The organism is Burkholderia sp. LK4, assembly GCF_001043615.1.
Classification (GTDB): domain Bacteria; phylum Pseudomonadota; class Gammaproteobacteria; order Burkholderiales; family Burkholderiaceae; genus Burkholderia; species Burkholderia cepacia.
This window is the reverse complement of the sequence record NZ_LDUL01000043.1, coordinates 60,263-82,025: the sequence shown is the minus strand read 5'-3', so window position 1 is coordinate 82,025 and position 21,763 is coordinate 60,263. Positions and strand designations below refer to the sequence as shown.

At 64.0% G+C, this 21,763-nt stretch carries 23 protein-coding genes and 1 riboswitch; of the genes, 4 read left to right on the top strand and 19 right to left on the bottom strand.

Annotation, left to right across the window (positions count from 1 at the left end):
* Nucleotides 1-58: 58 nt before the first annotated feature.
* The gene (locus VK92_RS22495) at nt 59-1,351 is read right to left on the bottom strand and encodes an MFS transporter (RefSeq protein ID WP_048024592.1); all 1,293 of its coding nucleotides are present in this window, start codon (nt 1,349-1,351) and stop codon (nt 59-61) included.
* 438 nt (nt 1,352-1,789) lie between these two features.
* Here VK92_RS22495 and VK92_RS22490 point away from each other — a divergent pair, with 438 nt between their 5' ends.
* Nucleotides 1,790-2,323 (top strand): methylated-DNA--[protein]-cysteine S-methyltransferase, encoded by a 534-nt coding sequence (locus VK92_RS22490; protein WP_048024484.1) that lies wholly within the window; start codon nt 1,790-1,792, stop codon nt 2,321-2,323.
* 19 nt (nt 2,324-2,342) lie between these two features.
* Here VK92_RS22490 and VK92_RS22485 read toward each other — a convergent pair whose 3' ends face one another.
* Nucleotides 2,343-3,161, bottom strand: a complete 819-nt coding sequence (locus VK92_RS22485; RefSeq protein WP_021160047.1) for an AraC family transcriptional regulator — start codon at nt 3,159-3,161, stop codon at nt 2,343-2,345.
* Between the two features lie 77 nt (nt 3,162-3,238).
* On the opposite strand from VK92_RS22485, the gene panB reads away from it, so the two are divergent.
* Complete coding sequence (gene panB / locus VK92_RS22480; RefSeq protein WP_048024485.1) at nt 3,239-4,096, top strand: 3-methyl-2-oxobutanoate hydroxymethyltransferase; 858 nt, start codon at nt 3,239-3,241, stop codon at nt 4,094-4,096.
* A gap of 47 nt (nt 4,097-4,143) precedes the next feature.
* Here panB and VK92_RS22475 read toward each other — a convergent pair whose 3' ends face one another.
* Complete coding sequence (locus VK92_RS22475) at nt 4,144-4,635, bottom strand: Lrp/AsnC family transcriptional regulator (RefSeq protein WP_021160045.1); 492 nt, start codon at nt 4,633-4,635, stop codon at nt 4,144-4,146.
* 156 nt (nt 4,636-4,791) lie between these two features.
* On the opposite strand from VK92_RS22475, the gene glmS reads away from it, so the two are divergent.
* Nucleotides 4,792-6,621, top strand: a complete 1,830-nt coding sequence (gene glmS, locus VK92_RS22470) for a glutamine--fructose-6-phosphate transaminase (isomerizing) (protein WP_048024487.1) — start codon at nt 4,792-4,794, stop codon at nt 6,619-6,621.
* A 196-nt stretch (nt 6,622-6,817) separates the two neighbouring features.
* On the opposite strand, the gene VK92_RS22465 is transcribed toward glmS, so the two are convergent.
* The 8 genes from VK92_RS22465 to VK92_RS22430 form a co-directional block, all read right to left on the bottom strand.
* On the bottom strand, nt 6,818-7,342 hold the full coding sequence (locus VK92_RS22465) for an SMI1/KNR4 family protein (protein WP_053076285.1): 525 nt from the start codon (nt 7,340-7,342) through the stop codon (nt 6,818-6,820).
* 164 nt (nt 7,343-7,506) lie between these two features.
* Nucleotides 7,507-7,935: an NTF2 fold immunity protein gene (locus VK92_RS22460; protein WP_082160876.1), complete on the bottom strand. Its 429-nt coding sequence runs from the start codon at nt 7,933-7,935 to the stop codon at nt 7,507-7,509.
* Nucleotides 7,936-8,274: 339 nt separating this feature from the next.
* Nucleotides 8,275-8,613 (bottom strand): hypothetical protein, encoded by a 339-nt coding sequence (locus tag VK92_RS41965; RefSeq protein WP_148668956.1) that lies wholly within the window; start codon nt 8,611-8,613, stop codon nt 8,275-8,277.
* Nucleotides 8,614-8,655: 42 nt separating this feature from the next.
* Nucleotides 8,656-8,759: riboswitch (SAM-I-IV-variant riboswitch) on the bottom strand.
* A gap of 312 nt (nt 8,760-9,071) precedes the next feature.
* Nucleotides 9,072-9,854, bottom strand: coding sequence for a hypothetical protein (locus VK92_RS22450; RefSeq protein WP_131723324.1), 783 nt, complete (start codon nt 9,852-9,854; stop codon nt 9,072-9,074).
* A gap of 208 nt (nt 9,855-10,062) precedes the next feature.
* Nucleotides 10,063-11,553, bottom strand: a complete 1,491-nt coding sequence (locus VK92_RS43070; RefSeq protein WP_053076286.1) for a phenylacetate--CoA ligase family protein — start codon at nt 11,551-11,553, stop codon at nt 10,063-10,065.
* Nucleotides 11,550-12,689: a nitroreductase family protein gene (locus VK92_RS22440; RefSeq protein WP_269431961.1), complete on the bottom strand. Its 1,140-nt coding sequence runs from the start codon at nt 12,687-12,689 to the stop codon at nt 11,550-11,552. Before VK92_RS22440 ends, VK92_RS43070 begins: the two co-directional genes overlap by 4 nt.
* Nucleotides 12,690-12,848: 159 nt before the next feature.
* Nucleotides 12,849-13,661, bottom strand: coding sequence for a hypothetical protein (locus tag VK92_RS22435; RefSeq protein WP_048024595.1), 813 nt, complete (start codon nt 13,659-13,661; stop codon nt 12,849-12,851).
* 215 nt (nt 13,662-13,876) lie between these two features.
* Entirely contained in the window at nt 13,877-14,692 is an 816-nt protein-coding gene (locus VK92_RS22430) for a DUF6597 domain-containing transcriptional factor (RefSeq protein ID WP_048024495.1), read from the bottom strand.
* A gap of 123 nt (nt 14,693-14,815) precedes the next feature.
* On the opposite strand from VK92_RS22430, the gene VK92_RS22425 reads away from it, so the two are divergent.
* The gene (locus VK92_RS22425; protein WP_048024497.1) at nt 14,816-15,475 is read left to right on the top strand and encodes a glutathione S-transferase family protein; all 660 of its coding nucleotides are present in this window, start codon (nt 14,816-14,818) and stop codon (nt 15,473-15,475) included.
* A gap of 27 nt (nt 15,476-15,502) precedes the next feature.
* Here VK92_RS22425 and VK92_RS22420 read toward each other — a convergent pair whose 3' ends face one another.
* From VK92_RS22420 to VK92_RS22390, 8 genes are all read right to left on the bottom strand, one after another.
* On the bottom strand, nt 15,503-16,591 hold the full coding sequence (locus tag VK92_RS22420; protein ID WP_048024499.1) for a porin: 1,089 nt from the start codon (nt 16,589-16,591) through the stop codon (nt 15,503-15,505).
* A gap of 195 nt (nt 16,592-16,786) precedes the next feature.
* Nucleotides 16,787-17,122, bottom strand: a complete 336-nt coding sequence (locus tag VK92_RS22415) for a Rieske (2Fe-2S) protein (RefSeq protein ID WP_021160031.1) — start codon at nt 17,120-17,122, stop codon at nt 16,787-16,789.
* A gap of 3 nt (nt 17,123-17,125) precedes the next feature.
* A complete protein-coding gene (locus tag VK92_RS22410) occupies nt 17,126-17,437 on the bottom strand; it encodes a YciI family protein (protein ID WP_021160030.1) in 312 nt (103 codons plus the stop codon).
* 5 nt (nt 17,438-17,442) lie between these two features.
* On the bottom strand, nt 17,443-17,580 hold the full coding sequence (locus tag VK92_RS41960; protein WP_156187230.1) for a hypothetical protein: 138 nt from the start codon (nt 17,578-17,580) through the stop codon (nt 17,443-17,445).
* A gap of 27 nt (nt 17,581-17,607) precedes the next feature.
* Nucleotides 17,608-18,675, bottom strand: a complete 1,068-nt coding sequence (locus VK92_RS22405) for a maleylacetate reductase (protein ID WP_048024501.1) — start codon at nt 18,673-18,675, stop codon at nt 17,608-17,610.
* An 8-nt stretch (nt 18,676-18,683) separates the two neighbouring features.
* Nucleotides 18,684-20,150, bottom strand: a complete 1,467-nt coding sequence (locus tag VK92_RS22400; protein WP_048024503.1) for an aldehyde dehydrogenase family protein — start codon at nt 20,148-20,150, stop codon at nt 18,684-18,686.
* Between the two features lie 44 nt (nt 20,151-20,194).
* Nucleotides 20,195-21,214 carry a hydroxyquinol 1,2-dioxygenase gene (locus tag VK92_RS22395; protein WP_048024505.1) on the bottom strand — a complete coding sequence of 340 codons (1,020 nt, stop codon included), beginning with the start codon at nt 21,212-21,214 and terminating at the stop codon, nt 20,195-20,197.
* A gap of 38 nt (nt 21,215-21,252) precedes the next feature.
* Nucleotides 21,253-21,747, bottom strand: coding sequence for a hypothetical protein (locus VK92_RS22390; protein ID WP_048024507.1), 495 nt, complete (start codon nt 21,745-21,747; stop codon nt 21,253-21,255).
* Between the last annotated feature and the right edge of the window lie 16 nt (nt 21,748-21,763).

Below are 21,763 nucleotides of genomic sequence, written 5' to 3'. Positions count from 1 at the left end.
TCGTTTGCAGACATGCGATGACGTGACTACGTGATGACGTGACTACGCGATCACGCCTTCACGCGTCGAGTTGCGCCGGCTTCATCTTCGGCGTGAGCATGTGCATCACGGCCAGCGCGAGCAGGTAGGCCGACGCGCCGATCGCGAACAGCACCCAGTAGTGGCCCGTGCGCTGCAGCACCTGGCCGATCACTTCCGAGAACAGCACGCCGCCGATCGAACCGGCCATCCCGCCGATCCCGACCACCGAGGCAACCGCGCGGCGCGGAAACAGGTCGGACGCCGTCGTGAACAGGTTCGCCGACCAGCCCTGGTGCGCGGCGGCGGCGAGGCCGACGATCAGCACCGCGACCCACAGGCTCTGCACCTGCGACACGAACGCGATCGGCAGCACGCAGCACGCGCAGATCAGCATCGCCGTCTTGCGCGCGCGGTTCACGCTCCAGCCCGCGCGCAGCAGCATCGACGACAGCCAGCCGCCGCCGATGCTGCCGACCGTCGTCAACGCATAGATGCAGACGAGCGGCAAGCCGATGTGCTGCATGTCCATCCCGCGCGATTCGTTGAGCCACTTCGGCAGCCAGAACAGGTAGAACCACCACACCGGGTCGGTCAGGAACTTGCCGATCAGGAACGCCCACGTTTCGCGCCTGCGGATCAGTTCGCCCCAGCGCGGCGCGCCGGCGTTCGCGTTCGCCGCGTCGAGCGCTTCCGCTTCGTCGCGCGGCTCGTCGTATTCCGCGGCGAGCGCGCGCGTATCGGCCTGGCGATAGAGCACGAGCCACACCGCGAGCCACACGATGCCGATCGCGCCGATGATCACGAACGCCGCACGCCAGCCGTAGGCCACTGCGATGGCCGGGATGATCGCCGGCGCGAACACCGCGCCGATGTTCGCGCCCGAGTTGAAGATGCCGGTGGCGAGCGCACGTTCGCGGCGCGGAAACCATTCGGCCGTCGTCTTGATCGCGGCCGGGAAGTTGCCGCCCTCGCCGATCCCGAGCAGCGCACGCACGAACGCGAAACCCATGACCGAGCCGACCGCCGCGTGCAGCATCGCGGCGATGCTCCACACGAGCATCGCGACCGCGTACGAGACGCGCGTGCCGAGCCAGTCGACGATCCGACCGAAGCCGAGCAGGCCGAGGGCATAAAACGCGGAAAACGCCATCACGATCCGGCCGTACTGCACCTGGGTCCAGCCGATGTCGTGCTGGAGCATCGGTGCGAGCAGGCCGAGGATCTGCCGGTCCATGTAGTTGATCACGGTCGCGAAAAACAGCAGCGCACAGACGGTCCAGCGGTAGCGGCTGGCGGCCGCGCGCACGGCGCCGACGACGGCAGATTGCATGAATGTCTCCGATGCGCGGCCGCGCCCGTCGCGCCGCACGGTATTCGTTGACCGGCGACCGGCGCCGGGGCGGACGGCGGCGCGCTGTCGCGCACGGCCGAATCCGCCGATCAATCTGGAAAACGTTTTTCAAAGGATAGGTCGTCAGCCGGCGCCCTGTCAGTCGGGGATTTCGATGAGTCATCTCAAATTAGTCGCGGCAAAAGAGACGACTGTTTTGCAATGTGGCATTAACCGTTTTTCCGGGATTTTCCCGCCATCAGGGCGAGCGCACGGTCACGGATGCACATGTCCGAATCCGGCCAGGATCGGGGCCGGGATGGTTTACAGTCGCCCCATGCGCGTCGATTCCCCTCGCCTGCCGCGACGCATGCGGCGCGCCGGGCGCCGTGGTGCGCGTATGCCGCTCGTGCGGCCCCTTCACGGAGAAATGTTGCGTTGACTCCTGCTCACCTGATTCCGAGCCCGCTGGGCGACATCGCGGTACGTATCGAGGACGATGCGCTGACGGGCCTTTACTTCGTCGGCCAGAAATACTTCCCGCCGGTTGCGATCGTGACCGAAGCGGATGCGCTCGCGACGCCACCGATCGCGCGCAAGGTCGCGGAAGAAATCGCCGAGTATTTCACCGGCACGCGCGAAACGTTCTCGGTGCCGATTCAACTGCGCGGCACCGCGTTTCAGCGACGTGTATGGAAGGAACTGCTCGCGATTCCGTTCGGCGAACTCGTGACGTATGGCGACATCACCGAGCGCGTCGGATTGCCGATGAGCGGCGCGCGCGCGGTAGGCGGCGCGGTCGGGCGGAACCCGGTGTCGATCATGGTGCCGTGCCATCGCGTGGTCGGCGCATCGGGCAGCCTGACCGGTTATGCGGGCGGCATCGACCGCAAGCGTGCGCTGCTGTCGCTCGAAGGCGCGGGGTTCGAGCGCGGCGCCGGCCGTCCGGCGCAGCAGACGCTCGCGTTCTGAGCGAGGGCGGGCCGCCGCGTCACGCGCTCAGCACGGGCCGGCGCGCTTCACGCTTCGCATACGCGCCGGGCGTCACGCGGAATTTCGCCTGGAACAGCGCGATGAACGACGACGTCGAGTCGTAGCCCAGTTGCGCGGCCACCGCGCCGATCGGCTCGCCCGCCTCGAGCAGCGGCAGCGACGCCAGCAGCCGCACCGCCTGCCGCCATTCGGTGAACGACAGCCCCGTGTCCTGCCGGAACAGCCGCGACAGCGTCCGTCGCGTCGCACCGACCTGATGCCCCCATTCGTCGAGATTGCGCGTATCGCCCGGATACGCATGCAACGCACGCGCGATTTTCAGCAGACGCGGATCGCGCGGCAGCGGCACAGTCAGCGGCGCCGCCCGCATCCGTGCGATCCGGTCGGCGATCAGGCAGACGAGCGCGCCGTCCGGCCCCGTCTCGTCGTAGTTCACCGGCAATTCGGCCGTGGCGATCACCAGCTCGCGCAGCAGCGGCGTCATGCAGAGGATCGCGCAATCGTCATGCACGTCGTCACGCGCGATCGCCGCGTCGAGATACAGGCTGTGGAACGCGACACAATCGCGCGTCGACACCGCATGCGGCACGTGCGGCGGTATCCACATCGCATAGTGCGGCGGCAACAGTTGCCGGCCCGACGGCGTCGACACCTCGAGCACGCCGCTCGTCGCATACATCAGCTGCGCCCACGGATGACTGTGCGCGTCGACGCTCGCGTTGCCGGGAATCTCGAACGCACGCACATACAGCGGCCTCGGCAGGCGTGCCATCGGCGGCACCGCGTAAGGGTCACCCGATTGTCCCGCCAGCAACATAAGACGTCCTCCGAAGGTCATTGCACGAACGAGCGCGATGCTACCGTGGCGGCTCTTCTTTCACACGGCTTCAGCCCATGAGCGCTCATACCCGCACCACCCGCAAGACCGTCACCGCGATCCGTTCGACCAAGGGCGTCGGCAGCCTCGTCTCGCTGACCGCCTACTCCGCGCCGATGGCGAAACTCGTCGACGAAGTGGCCGACGTGATCATCGTCGGCGACTCCGTCGGCATGGTGTTGTACGGGATGCCCGATACGCTGCGTGTCACGCTCGACATGATGATTGCACACGGCGCGGCCGTCGTACGCGGCGCCGCGCAGGGATGCGTCGTCGTCGACCTGCCGTTCTCGACTTATCAGGAATCGCCGGCGCAAGCGTATCGCTCCGCCGCGCGCCTGCTCGCCGAAACCGGTGCGCAGGCCGTGAAGCTCGAAGGCGGCAGCGAGATGGCCGACACGATCCGCTTCCTGACCGAGCGCGGCATCCCGGTGATGGCGCACGTCGGCCTCATGCCGCAGCAGGCCAACGCGACGGGCGGCTTCCGCGCGCAGGGGATGGACCCGCGCTCGGCCGCGCAGGTGTTCGACGCCGCGTGCTCGGCCGAACGGGCCGGCGCGTTCAGCGTCGTCATCGAAGGCACCGCCGAAGCGCTCGCGCGCCACCTGACCGAAACGCTGACGATCCCGACGATCGGCATCGGCGCATCGCCGGCGTGCGACGGGCAGGTGCTCGTGACCGAGGACATGATCGGCGCTTTCGATGCGTACACGCCGCGCTTCGTGAAGCGTTACGCCGATGCGAACACCGTGATGCGCGACGCGATCCGCCAGTATGCGCACGACGTGCGGCAACACGTGTTTCCGGAGCCCGCGCATTGCTTCGGATATGGCAAGCCGCTGCAGCTGATCGAAGCGGCCGACGCGGCCGCGTAATCGAATCGCGAGCGCATCGCGCACGCCTCGCGAACCGTGCGATCGCTTCACGCGCGCTTGCGCATCGCATGCGTGACCCGCGCGTTCGCCTCGAATTTCGCGCGATGTGTCGAGAAGAACGTCCGCACGTTGCGGACGTTCGATGCGCCGGTGAACAGCCGGCGCGCGAATTCATCGTATTCGGCGACGTCGGCCAGATCGGCCACCACGACGAAATCGGGCCCCGGCGACACGCGGTAGCACTGCGTGACCGCCGGCTCCGCGCACACGTACGCTTCGAACGCGTCGTAGTCTTCCGCCGTCTGCCGGTCGAGACTGATCTCGATCAGCGCGGTGACGGCCGTGCCGATCGCCACCGGGTCGAGCACCGCGACCTGCCGGCGGATCACGCCCGCCTCCGTCAGCCGCCGCACGCGGCGCATGCAGGTGGGCGGCGACGACAGCGCGCGCTCGGCCAGTTGCAGGTTCGACACCGACGCGTCGTCCTGCAGGATCGCGAGAATGCGCAGGTCGAGATCGTCGAGGGTGATGCCGGCCATCGGCGGCTCCTTTCGGTCAGGGTGTGAAATTTAATTTCAACATGATAGACGATCAGCTATCCATTTCATTTGTTCGTATATTTTGAAATTTAATTCCATCCGACGCCCTCTACCATCGCTCTCACTGATCCAGACAGGACATTTACGGAGCGCGATATGTGTGGAATTGTCGGGGCGGTCGCCCAGCGGGACATCCTGCCGAACCTGGTCGACGGCCTGAAGCGGCTCGAATACCGCGGTTACGATTCATGCGGTGTGGTGGTCTACCGCGACCGGGCGCTGGCGCGCGCCCGCAGCGTCGACCGCGTCGCCAACCTGCAGCGCGAGATCGCCGAGCAGGCGCTGTCGGGCTACACCGGCATCGCGCACACGCGCTGGGCCACGCACGGCGCACCCGTCACGCTCAACGCGCATCCGCACTTTTCGCCGAGCGACGCGAACGCGCGCATCGCGCTGTCGCATAACGGGATCATCGAGAACTGCGATCAACTGCGCGCCGAACTGCAGGCGCAAGGCTACGTGTTCGCGAGCCAGACCGACAGCGAGGCGATCGCGCACCTGGTCGACCACCTGTATGACGGCGATCTGTTCGATGCGGTACGGCGCGCGGTCGCGCGACTGCGCGGCAGCTATGCGATCGCGGTGATGTGCCGCGACGAGCCGCACCGGATCGTCGGCGCGCGCGACGGGATGCCGCTCGTCGTCGGTGTCGGCGAGGGCGAGAATTTTCTGGCGTCCGACGCGATTGCGCTGTCGGGGATCACCGATCGGATCGCGTACCTCGAGAACGGCGACGTTGCCGATATCCAGCTGCATCGCTACTGGATCGTCGATGCGAACGGCCAGCGCGTCGAGCGCGCGGTGCAGCGGGTCGCCGCGCATAGCGGCGCGGCCGATCTCGGGTCGTATCGCTACTACATGCAGAAGGAGATCTTCGAGCAGCCGCAGGCGGTGGCCGATACGCTGCTCGATGTGTCTTCGATCATGCCGGAGCTGTTCGGCGATGGTGCGTGGCGAGTGTTCAACGACGTCGATTCGGTGTTGTTGCTCGCATGCGGCGGGAGTTATCACGCGGCGCTCACGGCGAAGTACTGGATCGAGAGCATCGCGAAGCTGCCGGCCAGCGTGGAAATTGCAAGCGAGTTTCGCTATCGCGACAGTGTGCCGAATCCGCGCACGCTCGTCGTCGCGGTGTCGCAAAGCGGCGAGACGGCCGACGTGCTCGGCGCCGTGCATGTCGCGAAGCAAAGCGGAATGATGCATACGCTCGCGATCTGCAACGTTGCGACGAGCGCGTTGATGCGGGAATGTGCGCTGCAGTTCGTCACGCGCGCGGGAGTCGAGATCGGGGTGGCTTCGACGAAGGCCTTTACGACGCAGCTCGTCGCGCTGTTCCTGCTCACGCTTTCGCTTGCGCAAGTGCGTGGACGGCTGAGCGACGACGCGGAGAAGGAACATCTGCGGGCGCTGCGGCATCTGCCCGATGCAATGTCGAAAGTGCTCGCGCTGGAACCGCAGATCATGGCGTGGTCGGAACTGCTCGCGAGGCGCGACAACATGCTGTTTCTCGGGCGCGGGATGCATTATCCGATCGCGCTCGAGGGCGCGCTGAAGATGAAGGAGATTTCTTATATTCATGCGGAGGCTTATCCGGCCGGGGAGCTGAAGCATGGGCCGCTGGCGCTCGTCAGTAACGAGATGCCGGTGATTGCGGTGGCGCCGAATGACATGCTGCTCGAGAAACTCAGGTCGAACATGCATGAGGTCAGTGCGCGAAACGGCCGGCTTTTTGTGTTCGCGGATGTGGACTGCGGGTTGGTGCCGGGGGATGGGATCGAAGTCATTCGGCTCAACGAATACTACGGGCCGCTTTCGCCGATTCTGCATACGGTGCCGATGCAACTGCTCGCGTATCACGCGGCGTTGGCGCGGGGGACGGATATCGATAAGCCGAGGAATCTGGCGAAGTCGGTGACGGTGGAGTGAGGGGAGACGACTAGGCGGGGGGGCGCGCTCAACTACAACCTCGTTTCGACAGAGCGCAAGCAACGCGCAAAGCAGGACACTCAATAATTGGTTTGCGCGCCCCGCCATCCGGTAATGCATACGCCGGAGGAGAATTCCCACGTCGTCGAACTCGACGGAAATCAACTGCGTTCCGGGAAGCCGATATGTTCGCCTTTTAGCCGGGCCAGTCATCGACGGGGATGAACTGCATGTGCTTCGTTCCGGCGACAACAGTATCCAGGAATGCCGGGAACCCATCTGCTACACAGTACAGGTTGCCACATTCGGCCACCTCTGCGATATCCGGCTTGGCGGTGTCGTCGGCATGCAGATTGGTTCTATCCCAATAAAGAACTTTTCGAGCGTCGCCGAACTTCGCAAGCGCATAGTAATTTCCACCCGGATCATCGCCGATCACAAAGAATTCACTCAGGAACCCGACCTCATCCCTGACGCGCTCATTCTGCTCAATCAGATCAAAATTATCATTACTTGCAGCGAGCCCGAACAACGACGAAAGAGAGATCACTCCATTATCGACGCCTGAGAAATCGAGATCGAGATAATCGGCGCCGCTGACGAACAAGCCGTTCCACTTCGCCAGAAAATTCGCATACGCGACCGGAATACCGAAACCAATCCGGGATTCCAGCTCAGCGAAAAACGGCGCCGCAGGCTTTACACCATACAGAACTGGCACATTTCCTCCTCAACACGACGGTCGATTTCACGATGGGGCAGCACCATACGCGATTGAAGCACCAACGGCCCTTGCAAGCAGTTTCTCATCCGATTCTCCCGCACCTCGGGAGGCGCGCCGGTTTGAACGACACCGAACCGGAACAGCAGGTCGGGTAGCGCTCGCTACAGCACTGACCGCTGCCACTTGTCCTTAAAATTGACAAATTCCTTTTTTCTCACCCTCCATTCGCCCGCGTCGTTCTTCATGGTGATTCGGAATATTGCCAGCATCCCGACCGTTTGACGAATGACGAAAACCACCTCTCCGCCGGTGGATTCCACGCCATCTTCAACGTCAGTTTCAGGATCGTAAGTCGGTGGATCCGAGCAACCCAAATCAATCAGACGACCTTGGTTTGCCTTATCCTGCAATGTCCACCTCTCGAAAATACCCGAAAGCGCCTTCCGAGCACAATCATCGACTTCCGATACGTCGAGCCCGCGCTCCAAGGCACTGCGCTTCTGCTTATAAAAATCCTTTTCCCAATGATTCATTTCCGACATGAATGATCTCAATGCCGTTCGCGCCCGCACAAAATCATCATCGGTCATCTTCAATCTCTCATGATTGAGAATATCGCCCACAACCAGCCAGGGAGCCGGCAGCAAATCCGTCGATATTTTACCGTGCAGGGTCGGCGGGCCTTTGAGTCGGTCGCATGCTTGCGGAATGGGAAGCGCGCAACGAGCAACAGGCGGTTCGACTTCGCTCCGCGCAAGTCTCTCGGAAATGTTCAGTGAATTGGCACTGGCCGCCGACGATCAAAGGAAGGCCGCGGGCAAAAATACCGCTGACGTTCAATGTACACGCGACGCAGAGCGCTTTCATTTGGCACCAACATCAGCCGAACGGCGACAACAATCAGGCATCGCCTGACGGCCACCCTCCGTTCAATTCCCGGACGCAGCCGAACCAGCACGAACGAAATGATGTTCCATCCTCGTGCGCAGCACGCCATCGAGGGCGGCAAGTCGATCGCGCAGTCGAACCGCTTGCCCTTCCGTCATTTCCCCGAGAACGATCTTCTGCTCGAGAACGTCGCCACAGCGGGCGATGGCCCACCGGTCGACCGTGGCGGTTTCGCCTTCGAGCACAGCAGCCGCTGTCGACACGATGCCCGGATTCAATCCCGAAACGAGATGAACCGTATGCGTGAGCGTGAAACCGGGAAGGAGGTGCGACCAATCTTCACAGACGGTCTGGCGGGAAGCAGCGGTATCCTGGCGCATGATTGCTCCGGTTGAGTGGTTATCGAACCGGTGCCAGCCATGCTGCTCCCGTTTCGTTGCCGTAAATCGGCCGCATCGCCTCAAGGGCGTCCACCTTGCCCGGGAGGGCAGGTTGGCGTCGGATAACCCGACTCTGGATGCTTGGTTTCTCTCGTTCGACATTCCGAACGATGGTTCATTATACCGAAAAGCGGGTGTCGGGCAAGAAGTGTCGGGTGAGCAGTACTTCTGCCGGGTGGGGCCATCGATCCGGCCCTTGTGCCGGGCGCGCGCGTGGGCGTTCAAGCTCACGCACGGCCGGCAGATGCGGGCGACCCACGATGGCGACCCGGCCTGAAAAGTCGGGAACACCGCCTGAATGCGTCAGGAATCTTTACGCACTTGCCACACGTCGCCTGAACAACCCGCCTCTGCACCCACACCCCGCATGAAATCAGACAGCGCGCAGTTTCGATCCATTAGTTCCTGCCCCAGCCACTAGCCTCCCCGGTCACATGCAGGAAGTAACGTAATCCAAGCGCGCGCAATACCGCGGGAAGCGGGACGACTTGCTGCCCGATCAGTTGATTCACGTCGGGATTCAATTCCCTCAGAATGCCCGCCGCCCCATCCGGATGCGTAACCGGCCGCCCGATCCTGCACGCGACGAGATCGTCAAGCGTCGATTTCAGATTTCGTCCAGGCGCCACGTTGCACACAATTGGCAGATCCGCCACGTGGTCCCATGCCGCGTTGAATGCAATCTGAGGCGCCGGCGGAACTGTAGCGGGTGGTGTTACGTAGTCGCGCGCGGCATGATGATCTACACACGCACTTCCATGAGCATCAAATACCGGCGGAACGAACGGAGCGACCGGGCTGTTCAATGACAGGAAAATTTCCACGATCGACACATGAGGATTTGCGGCGACAACGCCAGCCTGCCTCGCAATTTGATCACTGAAATGCGAATGATAAGACGGAGAAGCGGCGACTCCGTATTCAACCGCGGTATGTGCAATATTCTTGTGGTTCTTCAACACATCCATATTCAGCCGAATACGTTTTGCCTCGAATAGCAATATCTTGAATTGCTTCGTGACGGCATCCTCCACGACAATCGCGCCGTCACATCCGAGCAACTGCTCATAACCGGGCAAAAGCGTTACAAAAGCCATACTCGCCTGACCACCCAGCATGCGCCAGTTGTTGCGCAACGTCGTTAGCCAGGTGGAAACATAGTCACGCTCGCTGACAATCATCCCGGCTATCGCGTCATTCCGTGTTGCCACGTCGGCCGCGTACGCCATACCAGGAAGAACTGAAAGAGGTAGAGCCATATTACTTCCCCGTTGATTCTATTTTTCTAAAAAGATCACATTGAAACCACAATAACTACGCCTCACCGCAAATCCGGATTCCCGGAAACATCCGACCGTTCAAGTCAGCTCGCTCACCGAGGCCACATGCTCAAGCAATGTACCTGTTCTTGATCCGAATATCCCGCTCCTTGAACGGCCCCGTATCGTGCTCATGCACATGCACCACCACCTGTTTCGGATCGAACAACCTCGACACCTCACGAAAATCCTGGTTCACGCGCTTCATGCCCTCGACCATCTCGCCATGCAGCGCCGCATCGTCGAGCGGCATCGGCGCACTGCCCAACGCCCGTTCGAGATGGAGGTGCAGGAAACTCGTCAACTGCGCATCCTCGGTCGTCGCGAGCTGGAACGTGCTGATCGCGTCATGAAGCACCGGCGAAGCGGACAGAACCTGCTCGATGTCGGACGGGAACACTTTCGCGCCATAGAACGGCACGCTCGAATCGTTGCGGCCGTACACGAACAGGAACGGGAAATGGCTGGTCCGCGAGGCAAAATCCTGCAGGCGCATGCCATGTGCCGACAGACGCCTGTTCAGCTCGCGGAATCGATACGTCCCACCCGAATCGCGAATGTTGTACCGGATCTTCGGCGCGGCGCCCGACTGCCTTCCGATAGTCACCAGCAGTTCGCCATCGTCATTCGTTTCGATCACGTAATCGAGCGCGTTGTACTGGAAGATCATCGGCGGCGTATCGCGGCCGAACAGTTCGCGGCACAGCTCGGGCCGCGTGAGCAACGCACGCCGCAGGCCGATCGTCGTCGGCGTCTCGACGCCGATGTTGATTTCGAGGTCCGACGCGCCATACGACGAGATCACCGTGCTCGCCTTGCGCAGCAGATGGTCGCGCAACGCTTCCGACAACCCTTCCCCGCCGACGATGAAATCGATGTGGTACGCGCTCAGGTCGAGATCGCATTCGTCGACCACCGAGCGGATGAACGGCGGGTAGCCGAATATCAGGTACTGGTATTTCGGCCCGAACAGCTTCAGCGTGTTGATCAGCTTGGCCTTGTCGGGGCCGATCGACTTCATGATGCCGACGTCGACGAGCGACATCGACACGTTCATGCCGGTCGCCCACGGCCCGAGCGCAAAGCAGTTCAGCAGCATCTTGCCGGAGTCGCGGAACACCAGCTGATAGTTCAGTTGCAGGATGCGCTTGACGTCGCTGCGTTCGGCCGCGCTGCGCACCCAGTTGTTCGGCTGCCCCGTCGACCCCGACGATTCGTCGATGACGACACCCGACTTCGGAATGGCGCCACCGTAGCAGCGCTGCTCGATCGAGTAGCGCTTGATGTAATTCTCCTTGGTCATGGCGGGCAGGTCCGACAGCCGCCATGTGCCGCCGGCCTTGTAGCCTTCGGCCTTCAGGAACTCGATGTAGGCCGGGCACGACGTGCTCGCCTTGAGGAACGCGACGCGGGCGCGCATGCGGCCGACATAAGCCAGATAGGGCTGAAAAATCGGCGCGTTGAGGAACACATAGAGACGTCCGTCGACGCTGATCACGCGGCGAAGGAACCAGAGCGTCCAGAGAACGGCTTCGAGAAAAAGGCGAATGAGCGTGTTCATGCGGATCTCGGCGAGTGAGACGGAACCGGCGCATCGACGAGGATGTCGGCAAGCGCCCTGCGTTGGCTTTGCGGCGGCGTACGCGAGTAGCCGACCTTGAACACGAGCCATGCGCGGTCGACTCCGGCATGCCCGCTGAACCACGCGGCGGCGTCGGGGTTCGTGACCAGGTTGCCGTACGGATGCAGGTACAGGCCGAGGCTCGTCAGCGCCAGCCAGAAGCGCAGCAGGAAGCGGCCCGACTCGATCGCCTTCTCCGGATTGAAGAAATCGCCGCTCAACACGCCGATCGCCGGCACATGGCCGAGCTGCGACCGGTACCGGCGCTTGAAATAGAAGCGTGTCGGCTTGAACGTCAGGATCTTCGACAGGCGCGCGGACATCCAGAACTCGGCGCGCGACAGGTTCATGCAGCGCCAGTCGAGACCGTCGCGATGTCGGGCAGTCGAGCGTTCCGTGAACCGAAACCAGGCCGTGATTTCGTCGTGGTAATCCGCGACGTTCATGTCATGAAACACGGCGTCGATGTTCGCCGCGATGATCGGCTCGATCCGTTCCGCACCCGACAGGTGCGTATATCGATGCCCCCATTCGTCGGCCAGCGCCGCCAGTTGCGTGACGGCGGCATCCGGCACCGGTGTCGGGTCCATCGAAATGCGCGACGTGCGGCGGGCCAGCATCAGCGCAGACGGATCGTCGCGCGACGCATCCGCGTGGGTGTTGGCGACGAGCCGCAACGCAGCGAACGGAATCAGCCCCGGCGGCGTCGGCCGGGACAGGATGGCCGCGAACTCCCGCACCGGGCGATGCAGTTGCCATTCGACGCGCAAGCCATGCGGTGCCGCGAGCAGATCGATCGCGTCGATGAACATGCCCATCGCGGACAGCAGGAACGCGCCGGTCGTGTCTTCTTTCGGCAGCGTGCGCGCGCCGTCGACGAACAGCTCGGCGCAATCGTCCGAGATCAGTTGCACCCGCCATGGCTGAACATTGTGCGGCGACGGTGCGTGTCGAGCCACGGACAGGATCGTGTGCCAGACAGTAAAGGTTTCCGTGGGAATCCCCGGCATATCTCGTGGCTTCCTTGTTGTTGTGCGGCTGATTGCCGTTGTGGCGCGAGAACCGGCCCCTCTCAAGACCGGGTGAAGCTGTGCGCATCTTACATGAGGGCCGAGGCAGCCTCATGGATGCACGGGCGGCAGATCGGCGGCGACGCAACTGTCCGCGCCCCGCAGCATCGTCCGCCGTCACATGCGGAGCCTCGTGGCCGGTCGAAGCTCCGCTCGAGAAACCCGCTACTTCGACAAATGCAGCTTCTTCGACACGACGATGCCGCTCGACTGACTCACCAGCGAGATGTCACGGATATCCATGTGCAACGTGGAGATCCTCGTCGTGATGTCGGTCGGCTCGTCGATACTCGGATCGGCATGCTCGGTTTGTTCCGTCAGGTAAGGCCGAACCAGCCGCCCGGAGAAAACGAGTGCGAATTCGTCACCCGCTCGTGCGTGCTCGACGGGCGATAGCCGCATGCGGCTACGAATCGCGGTCTTTTTGCCTTGGCCGGAATCGAGTTCGATGATGTCGACGTGCTGGATGTACCCTTTCGCCTTCGCTTCGGGCGCAATCACGAGCCCGCGCCCTCGCGGCCCCGTCGTGACTTTTCCGAGCAGGATGCCCGCGCGGTCGTTGCGCTCTGCGTCGAACAGGTCGACGTCCAGCGTCAACAGGTGCCGGCGTGACGAGTACCTCAGCCCGTACCGCACCGGCACCACGAACGTCACGTCACGATCCAGATCGACGGACGCCAGGTCGGGATTCGGGCCATGCCGGTCGACCGCGCTGGAGACCAGGCCGCGAACCCGGTCGGGCAACGAAGGTGAGTGGGTATTGACGTGCAGCTTCTTCAGCGCATCCCGGATTGCAACCGGGTCGTCGCCGGTTATCGGTCGTGCCGGCGGCGTGTCTGAATGGACAGCCGACGCGATGCGCGCCGTGCCGTCCGCAGCCTCCGCCACTGCATGCGCCGCGACCGGCGCGAGCATCATCGTCAGGGCGACGACGCACGCGAAGTTCGAGCGACCCAATGTGGATTTCCGGTAAAACACGACGAACTCCCGAGTTTCTTGCAGATCGATCAACGACGTGCACTATAGGGTGGAATGATCGGCAACGCACCCGCCGTTCGACATTCACGGACGGGCGGCGCGCCCATCATAGGTTCGTCGTCGGTCCCGCGGCAGGTCAACGGACACACTACCGTGTTGCCTGGGCGACAACAACTGGCGGAAAACGCGCAGCGCCCCGTCAGGAATCCGCACACTCATCCCCGCCCGTCCTCGCGCCGATACTCCGCCGGCGCCTTCCCCACCAGCTTCCGGAAGTCGCGCGTGAAGTGCGCCTGATCGAAATACCCCAACGCCTGGGCCAGCTCCGCGAGATCGACCGCCTCGCCGCCCGCGAGCTTGTCCGCGGCTTCGTGCAGGCGATAACGACGGATCACCCATTTGGGCGTCACCCCGACATGGCTGGAAAAGAGCTGCTGCAACGTGCGTTCGCTCAACCCCGCGCGCTCGGCCAGGTCGCGCACCTGCGTGAGCCCGATGTCCTGCTGCAGCATCTGCAAGATGCGATGAATGCGCTCGACCTGCGGATCGGCCGGCGGCAGCACCCGCATCAGCAGCGCCTCGGCCGCAGCCACCATCCCGGCGTCATCCCCGGCACCGAGCACGGCCGCTTCCGCTTCAGCATCGCCGCAGTCGAGCAGCGTCGACACCGGTAGCACCTTGTCGGTCGTCAAATGCACCGGCTTGCCGAAAAACGCCCGGAACGCGCCCGGCCGGAACCGCATGCCGATCACCCTGCCGGCGCCCGCGAGCGTCGTCTCGAACGCCCCCGACACCACACCGAAGATCCCCGTCTGCCGCCGGTCGAACACCACATTCACGCACGGATACGGCAGTGTGCGCTGCACGTAAGGCGGCTGGCCGCGCAGATCCCATTCGACGATCCAGTGGTGATCCAGCACGCCGGCCAGTTCGGCTCGCGGGTAATAGCGATTGAGACGGAAGCGCTGATTGATCGCCTTCGGGCCGACCACGCCCTTGGGCGTGTCGGTCACGTTACGCAGGTCGGCCATGGTCGGGGAACCGGTGAGGTGAAGGCGCAATGATGCACCGCCACAGCGGGTTTTTCCAAGACGAGGGGGCGCAACCGTCCTACATTCGAATCCCTGCCGACGAACGCACCACCGGAGCCCGCCATGCCGCAAGACCGTCACCTGATCCTGTTCCACTCTCCGCGCAGCCGCTCGGCCGGCGTGCGGATGCTGCTCGAGGAACTGGGCGCCGCCCATGAATTACACGCGTTCGATCTCTCCACCGGAAAACACCGCGACGCCGAATACCTGCGCATCAATCCGCTGGGCAAGGTTCCCGCGCTGCGTCACGGCGACGTGATCGTCACCGAGCAGGCGGCCGTCTACATGTACGCGGCCGAACTGTATCCGGAAGCCGGCCTGTCGCCGGCGCCGGGCGATTCGCTGCGCGGCCCCTATCTGCGCTGGATGACGTTCTATGGTTCGTGTTTCGAGCCGGCCGTCGTCGACCGATCGATGAATCGTCCGCCCGCGGCCTACTCGACGTCGCCCTACGGCGACTTCGATACCGTCGTCGACACAATCGATGCGCAACTGGCGAAGGGGCCTTACCTGCTGGGCGAGCGCTTTACCGCCGTCGACGTGCTATGGGGCTCGGCGCTGAACTGGACCACGATGTTCAAGCTGGTGCCCGAGACGCCGCGCATTCGCGCCTACATCGACCGCGTGCTAACACGCCCGGCCATCCAGCGCGCGCAGGCGGCAGATGCCGCGCTGGCGGCGGAACAGGACAAGGCCAAAGAGGCGGCCGCAGCGGCGGGGTAATCCATTGGCGGGCCGACCTTGGCACCGTCAAAACACCGTATGCAGCCCCACCCTCGCCACCGTCTGGTTCGCCGAACCTGAAGCCCCGTTCGGATCGAGCACGCCATTGACCTGTGCATTCGCGCCGCTGTTCGCGCGTTGGTAGTCGGCCGACACATAAATCATCGTCCGTTTCGAAAACAGGTACTGAAGCGCCACACTGACCTGATGCGCGTGGTTGTCGTTCACCGCTTCGTTGCCCTTCATGTACATGTACTTCGCGCCCAGCACGACATCGGGCCTGATGTGCCACAGCCCGCCGGTCTCCGCCATCCACACGCCGGCATCGTTGAACGCGTTGTGCACGGTCGTCACCAGCGCACTCGCGGTCACGGCGCCGAAGTCGTAATGCATCCCGACACCCCAGTTGCGCACGCTGGTGGACGGCACGCCAGGCGCGGGACCGTACTTCTCGTTCGTGTAGGCCGCACCGACCCCGAACGCCCCCATCTCGTAGTTCACCCCGGCGCTGACCGCATTGTCCGCGCCGACCGAGCCGGCCACCCCGCCGAACGCGTACATCACGCCGCCGGAAAAACCCGCGACCGTCGGCGAACTGAATTTGACGGAATTTGCGATCGGCTTGCTGCCAGCCGTCCGATCCCAATCGAACGCACCGGTCGGATTGCCCGGCAGCGCCAGACGCTGGAACGGGCCGTTGCGAAAGCCGTACAGCCCCGAGATGTCCCGCGCGATCGCATTGCCCTTCGAAAAGAGCGAATCCACCATGAAGTCGTACTGGTTGCCCAGCGTGATGCTGCCGAACCGGTTGCTTTCGAGGCCCACATACGCGTTGCGTCCGAAAATCCCCGTCCCGACGATGCTGCCGTTCGCCATCGAGAACTGGTTCACGAGCGCGAACGTCGCGCGATACCCACCTCCGAGGTCTTCAGTTCCGCGAAAGCCGAAGAGATTGGGCGCGAATATGCCGTCGTCGAACTTGACGTTCTTTCCGCCGCCCTCGTTACTGACATAAGAAATGCCCGCGTCGATCAGACCGAACATCGTCACGCTGCTCTGCGCCGATGCACCGTGCGCCACGGCAAGCATCATCACTGCTCCAAACCTGAGTTTCATGTCGTCTCCGTCTTTTTTATGAAAATGCGGGGCCGCCACCCGCTACGTGGCGGGTGCTCGCCCGGTGCTTCAAAGGAACTTGCGCTCATTCAGGCGGAATCGAACAGCGCCTGAACCATGATTAGTTTTACTGATTGATCAACTCGATGACCACCACATCAATCGGCCCCACCCGTGCTCATCGAAACGCGTGAATCAGGCGCCCCGATGGATGATCCACGCGGTGGAATCCACCTCGACCGTCACGGCCTCCAGCGCCGAACCCGAGCAAGGCCCGTCGATACATACGCCATCGTCGAACCGGAACAGCGCGCTGTGATGGGCGCACATCAACACCTGCGACCGGTAACAGGAAACGCTACCCGGGACGAAATCGAGCGGCACCGAGAAGTGCGGGCAGCGATTCACATACGCCCACACCTGCCCGCCGCGTCTCACGACGATCACGGGGCGTCCGATGCAGGCCTCGTCGACGACCCGCGCGCCGCCGTCGGGCACATCGGAGAAACGGCAGAGTTGTCGGGCTTCCATGTCTCACACCCGCTGCTCGGGATTGCCGAGGCTCCAGTCCCACGGCCGCACTTCGACGTGCGAAAACAGCCCTTCCTTCACGTACGGATCGTTGCCGACGAACTGCATCACCGCGTGAATGTCGTCCGCCTCCACGACGAGCAGCGTGCCGTTCATCGCGTCGCCGTGCGGGTCCAGCGTCGGCCCGCCGAGCCGCACGACCACGCCGTGCTGGTCGGCCGAGCGCAGGTAGGTTCGATGAATCGGCCGCATGCGGTCGCGCACGTCGCGCATGCCCGGCTGGTCCGTCGCAAACACCGCAAAAAATCGCGCCATGTCGATCAACTCCGGTCGAGGACGAACGCGCGAATAGGCCATACGACGCACCGCACGCGCAAGCGCGCGCCTCGCGTGCCGTCGAAGCCGGCGGCGACCTGCCCGGTCAACCCGGCATCGCCGTCATGGTGGTCATCGCTCATGTCTGTCTCCATTGACGCGAGAGCCGCTCACCGCGGCGCGCGTCCTTCCCATGCATCCTGAAGCAGCGCGCGAATCGCCGCGCGTTCAATCGGCCGCGGGTTCGCATACGGATTGCGACAGGCGAGGTCGGCCGCTTCGTCGAGACCGCTCTCCGGCATCCCGAGATCGGCGAGCGCCGGTGCGATGCCGAGCCGCGCGTTCAGCGCGAACAGCAGCGGGCCGGCTTCGGCTGCGTCGTTCCCGCCCAGGGCGCGCGACACGCGGCGCAGCGCATCGGGCGCGGCGGCATGGTTGTAGTGCGCGGTATGCGGCAGCATCGCCGCATGCGTCTGCGCGTGCGGCAGGTTGAAGGTGCCGCCGAGCGTGTGACACAGCTTGTGGTGCAGCGCCATGCCGACCGCGCCCAGGCAGGTTCCGGCGAGCCACGCGCCGTACAACGCGCGGCTGCGCATCGCGCGATGTTCAGGATCGCACACGATCACGGGCAACGCTTCACCGAGCGCGCGGATCGACTCTTCCGCCATCAGGCTGATCACCGGGTTCGCGTCTTCCGCATAGAGCGCCTCGACGGCGTGCGCCATCGCATTGATGCCCGATGCCGCGGAAATGTCCGGTGGCAGCGACACCGTCAGCGACGGGTCGTAGATCACCGTACGCGGCAGCACGCGTGCGTCGCGCCCGGTACGCTTCAGTCGGCCCTCCGTGAGCCCGAAGATCGGCGTCATTTCCGAGCCGGCGTACGTCGTCGGCACGGCGAGGATCGGCAACACCGACTCGAGCGCAATGGCCTTGCCGAGCCCGATCGTCGAGCCGCCGCCGATCGCGACGCAGCAATCCGCGTCCAGCTCGGCGGCCATCTCGCGGGCGGCATGCGCGACCTCGACCGGCACGTGCATGACCGCCTGCGCACAGATGCCGGCCGCACGCTCGCCCAGGATCGCCTCCACGCGCTCGGCGAGCGGCCGCTGCTCGGGCGTGGACAAGACAAGCGCGCGGCGCGCGCCGAGCGTCGACAGCTCGTCCGGCAGCCTCGCGAGTGCGCCCCATTCGAACACCACGCGGGAAGGCGTGCCCTGATAGACGAAGCGATCCATGGAAAACCTCAGCGCTTGAAGTGCGGCGGCACGTTGCCGTCGACGTTGACCCACACCGATCGCGCTTCCGTGTAGTCGTGCATGGCCTCGAAGCCCATCTCGCGGCCATAACCCGACTTGCCGACGCCGCCGAACGGGCTGCCCGGATTGACGCGCTTGTAGCAGTTGATCCAGCACATGCCTGCGTTGATCCGCGATGCCATCCGGTGCGCGCGCGAGAGGTCCTTCGTCCAGAGGCCGCTGCCCAGCCCGTATTCCGTCGCGTTGGCGATGGCCAGCGCTTCGTCGTCGCTGCCGAAGCGCAGTACCGTGACGAACGGGCCGAACACTTCCTCCTGCGCGACGCGATCGGCCGCGCTCCTCGCTTCGATGACCGTCGGGCGCACGTAGTAGCCGCCGGCGAGCGCCGGGTCCTGCGGCCCGCTGCCGCCGGTGAGCACGCGGCCGCCCTGCTCGCGCGCGACGTCGACGTACGACAGCACGCGATCGAGGTGTTGCTTCGAGGTCAACGGTCCCATCTCGGTATCGGCGTCGAGCGGGTTGCCGATGCGGATCGACGACGCGAGCGCGACGAATCGCTCGAGGAATTCATCCGCGATGCGTTCGTGCAGCACGAGACGCGAACCCGCGATGCACGCCTGCCCCTGGTTGTGGAAGATCGCCCATGCGGCGCCGTTGATGGCCGCGTCGAGGTCGGCATCGTCGAAGACGAGGTTGGCGCCCTTGCCGCCCAGTTCGAGCTGCACGCGCTTCAGGTTGCCCTGCGACGCTTCGACGATCCGGCGGCCGGTGGCCGTCGATCCCGTGAACGCGATCTTGCCGACCCCCGGATGTTCGGCGAGGCGCTGGCCGGCCGTATGCCCGTAGCCGGGGACGATATTGACGACACCGGCGGGGAACCCGACCTCGGCCATCAGCTCGACGATGCGCAACGTCGACAGCGGCGTGATCTCCGACGGCTTGAGCACGACGGTGTTGCCGGCGGCAAGTGCCGGGCCCATCTTCCAGCTCGTGAACATCAGCGGAAAATTCCACGGCACGATCTGGCCGACCACGCCGATCGGCGCGCGCTGCACGTAGTTCAGGAAGCCGGTTTCGACCGGAATCACCGAGCCTTGCAGCTTGTCGGCCATGCCGCCGAAGTAGCGGAAGCAGGCCGCCGTGCGCGGCACGTCGAGCGCACGCGAATCGCGGATCGGGTGGCCGGTGTCCAGCGATTCGAGCTGAGCCAGCTCCTCCGCGTTGGCCTCGATGGCGTCGGCGAGGCGCAGCAGCAACCGGCCGCGTTCGGCGGCCGGCAGGGCCGACCATTTGGGAAACGCGCGCGTGGCGGCTTCGACGGCGAGATCGACATCCGCCGCGTCGGCTGCCGCGATCTTCGTGATGACGGAGCCGTCGTGCGGGTTCAGCACGTCGATCGTGCCGCGGTCGACGGCGTCAACGAAGCGCCCGTCGATGAAGAGTTGGGTTTGCATGAATCGTCCTCGGTATAAGGCTGAAGCGGAAGCGGCAGCGCGGCTCAGAACGCGATCGGATACGGTGCGAGCTCGCCGCTCTCGTAGCGCTGCGGCAGGTTCGGCGTCGCGTTTTCCCAGACGAGCAACATCGAGCGCTTCGTGGAATAACCCTGATGCCGGATGTCGGCGGGCATCGCGCAGATATCGCCGGCGCGCATCGTGACGCGTGCGCGCGGCGCACCGGTGTTCTTGTCGCCGATGTCCCACACGATTTCGTCGGACAGTTGCAGGAACCATTCGACGCGGTCGTTGCCATGAAACACCGGCAGGATGAATTCCTCGGTGGTCGGGCAGAACAGGCTGCGCCCGCACACCGACGTGACCGACGGATTCCACGTGACGTCCGAACGCGACAGGTACTTGAACAGGTTGAACGCGTGCAGTTCGCCTTCGAAGCCCGGCTCGGCATGCACTTCCGGTTCGTCCTGCGCGACGTCGAGGAACGCGCGGTTGACCGGCAGCTCGTCGCGCAGCGGCGAGTCGCCTTCGAGGCCCGGCATGCGGCGCGTCGCGATGCGCGTGCGCTCGATCGCCGAGCCGTTTTCGCCGTGCTTGCGCCCGAACGCCGTGCCCGTTTCCTCCGGCGCCGCGAACGGATCGAAGCCTTCGTTGGTCCAGTCGTGCAGCATCGCCTTGAAGGTCGCCATGATCGTGGGCGTTTCGAAGGTCTCGGTGTAGTCGACCCCGGCGTCCTTCAGGATGCCGTTGAAGGTGCCCGCATACATGTCCACCTTGCCGTAGTGATTGCGCGTGCCGAACACGTGATCGAAATTCACCCAGCCGTAGAAGAAGCCCCACGCCACGTCGCGCATCATCGCACGCAGGAACGCGTCCGCCGGCATCGCATGCGTGCGTGTCTGGCCTTTCGCGGGCCAGCTGATCTTCACGAAATATTCGTCGCGCTGGAATTCGAACGCGCCGAGCTGGAAGCGGCGGTAGCCGGTGACGGCATCGGCTTCGGTAGATCGCACCAGATCGGCGGCAAAGCCCGTGGAAGAGTCGAGGGTGTCGAGGGTGGCCATAACGTGTCTCCTGGGATAGTCGAATGAGGTCGGACGATTCAGTGCAGGCAGATGTCGGCCCACTTCTCCACGGACAGCTCGCCCAGGACGGTCTGCACGAGCGCGACGCCCGGCCGGCTCGCGGTGAAGCGGTATGCACAACCGGCCGGCAGCAGCGCCTGATGGCCCTTGCGCAGCACGACATACCCCATCTTGCGGCCGGCCGGCTGGGCGCCGGCGCTCGCGGTGCCGCGCCCCGGTTTCGGCGGCGAATCGAGCTTGATGAAGTCGATCCGGACTTCGCCGTCCATCTGGATCACGAACTCGTCGTGCGAGCACGCGAACCACGGCGACTGGCCGTCGGTCCGCAGCACTTCGATCACGTATTCGAGGTTCTTGCCGGCGACGACCTTTTCATACGGCGCCGATTTCGATGCGACCTCGAACACGTTCGAGAACGCGTAGTGCCGGGCGCTGCCGCTGGTGATTTCGATCTCGCCCTTCCGGTAATGGTCGAGCGAGCCAAAGACGGTGTGGAATGCCGTGTCGGTCATTGCTGTCTCCTGAGTT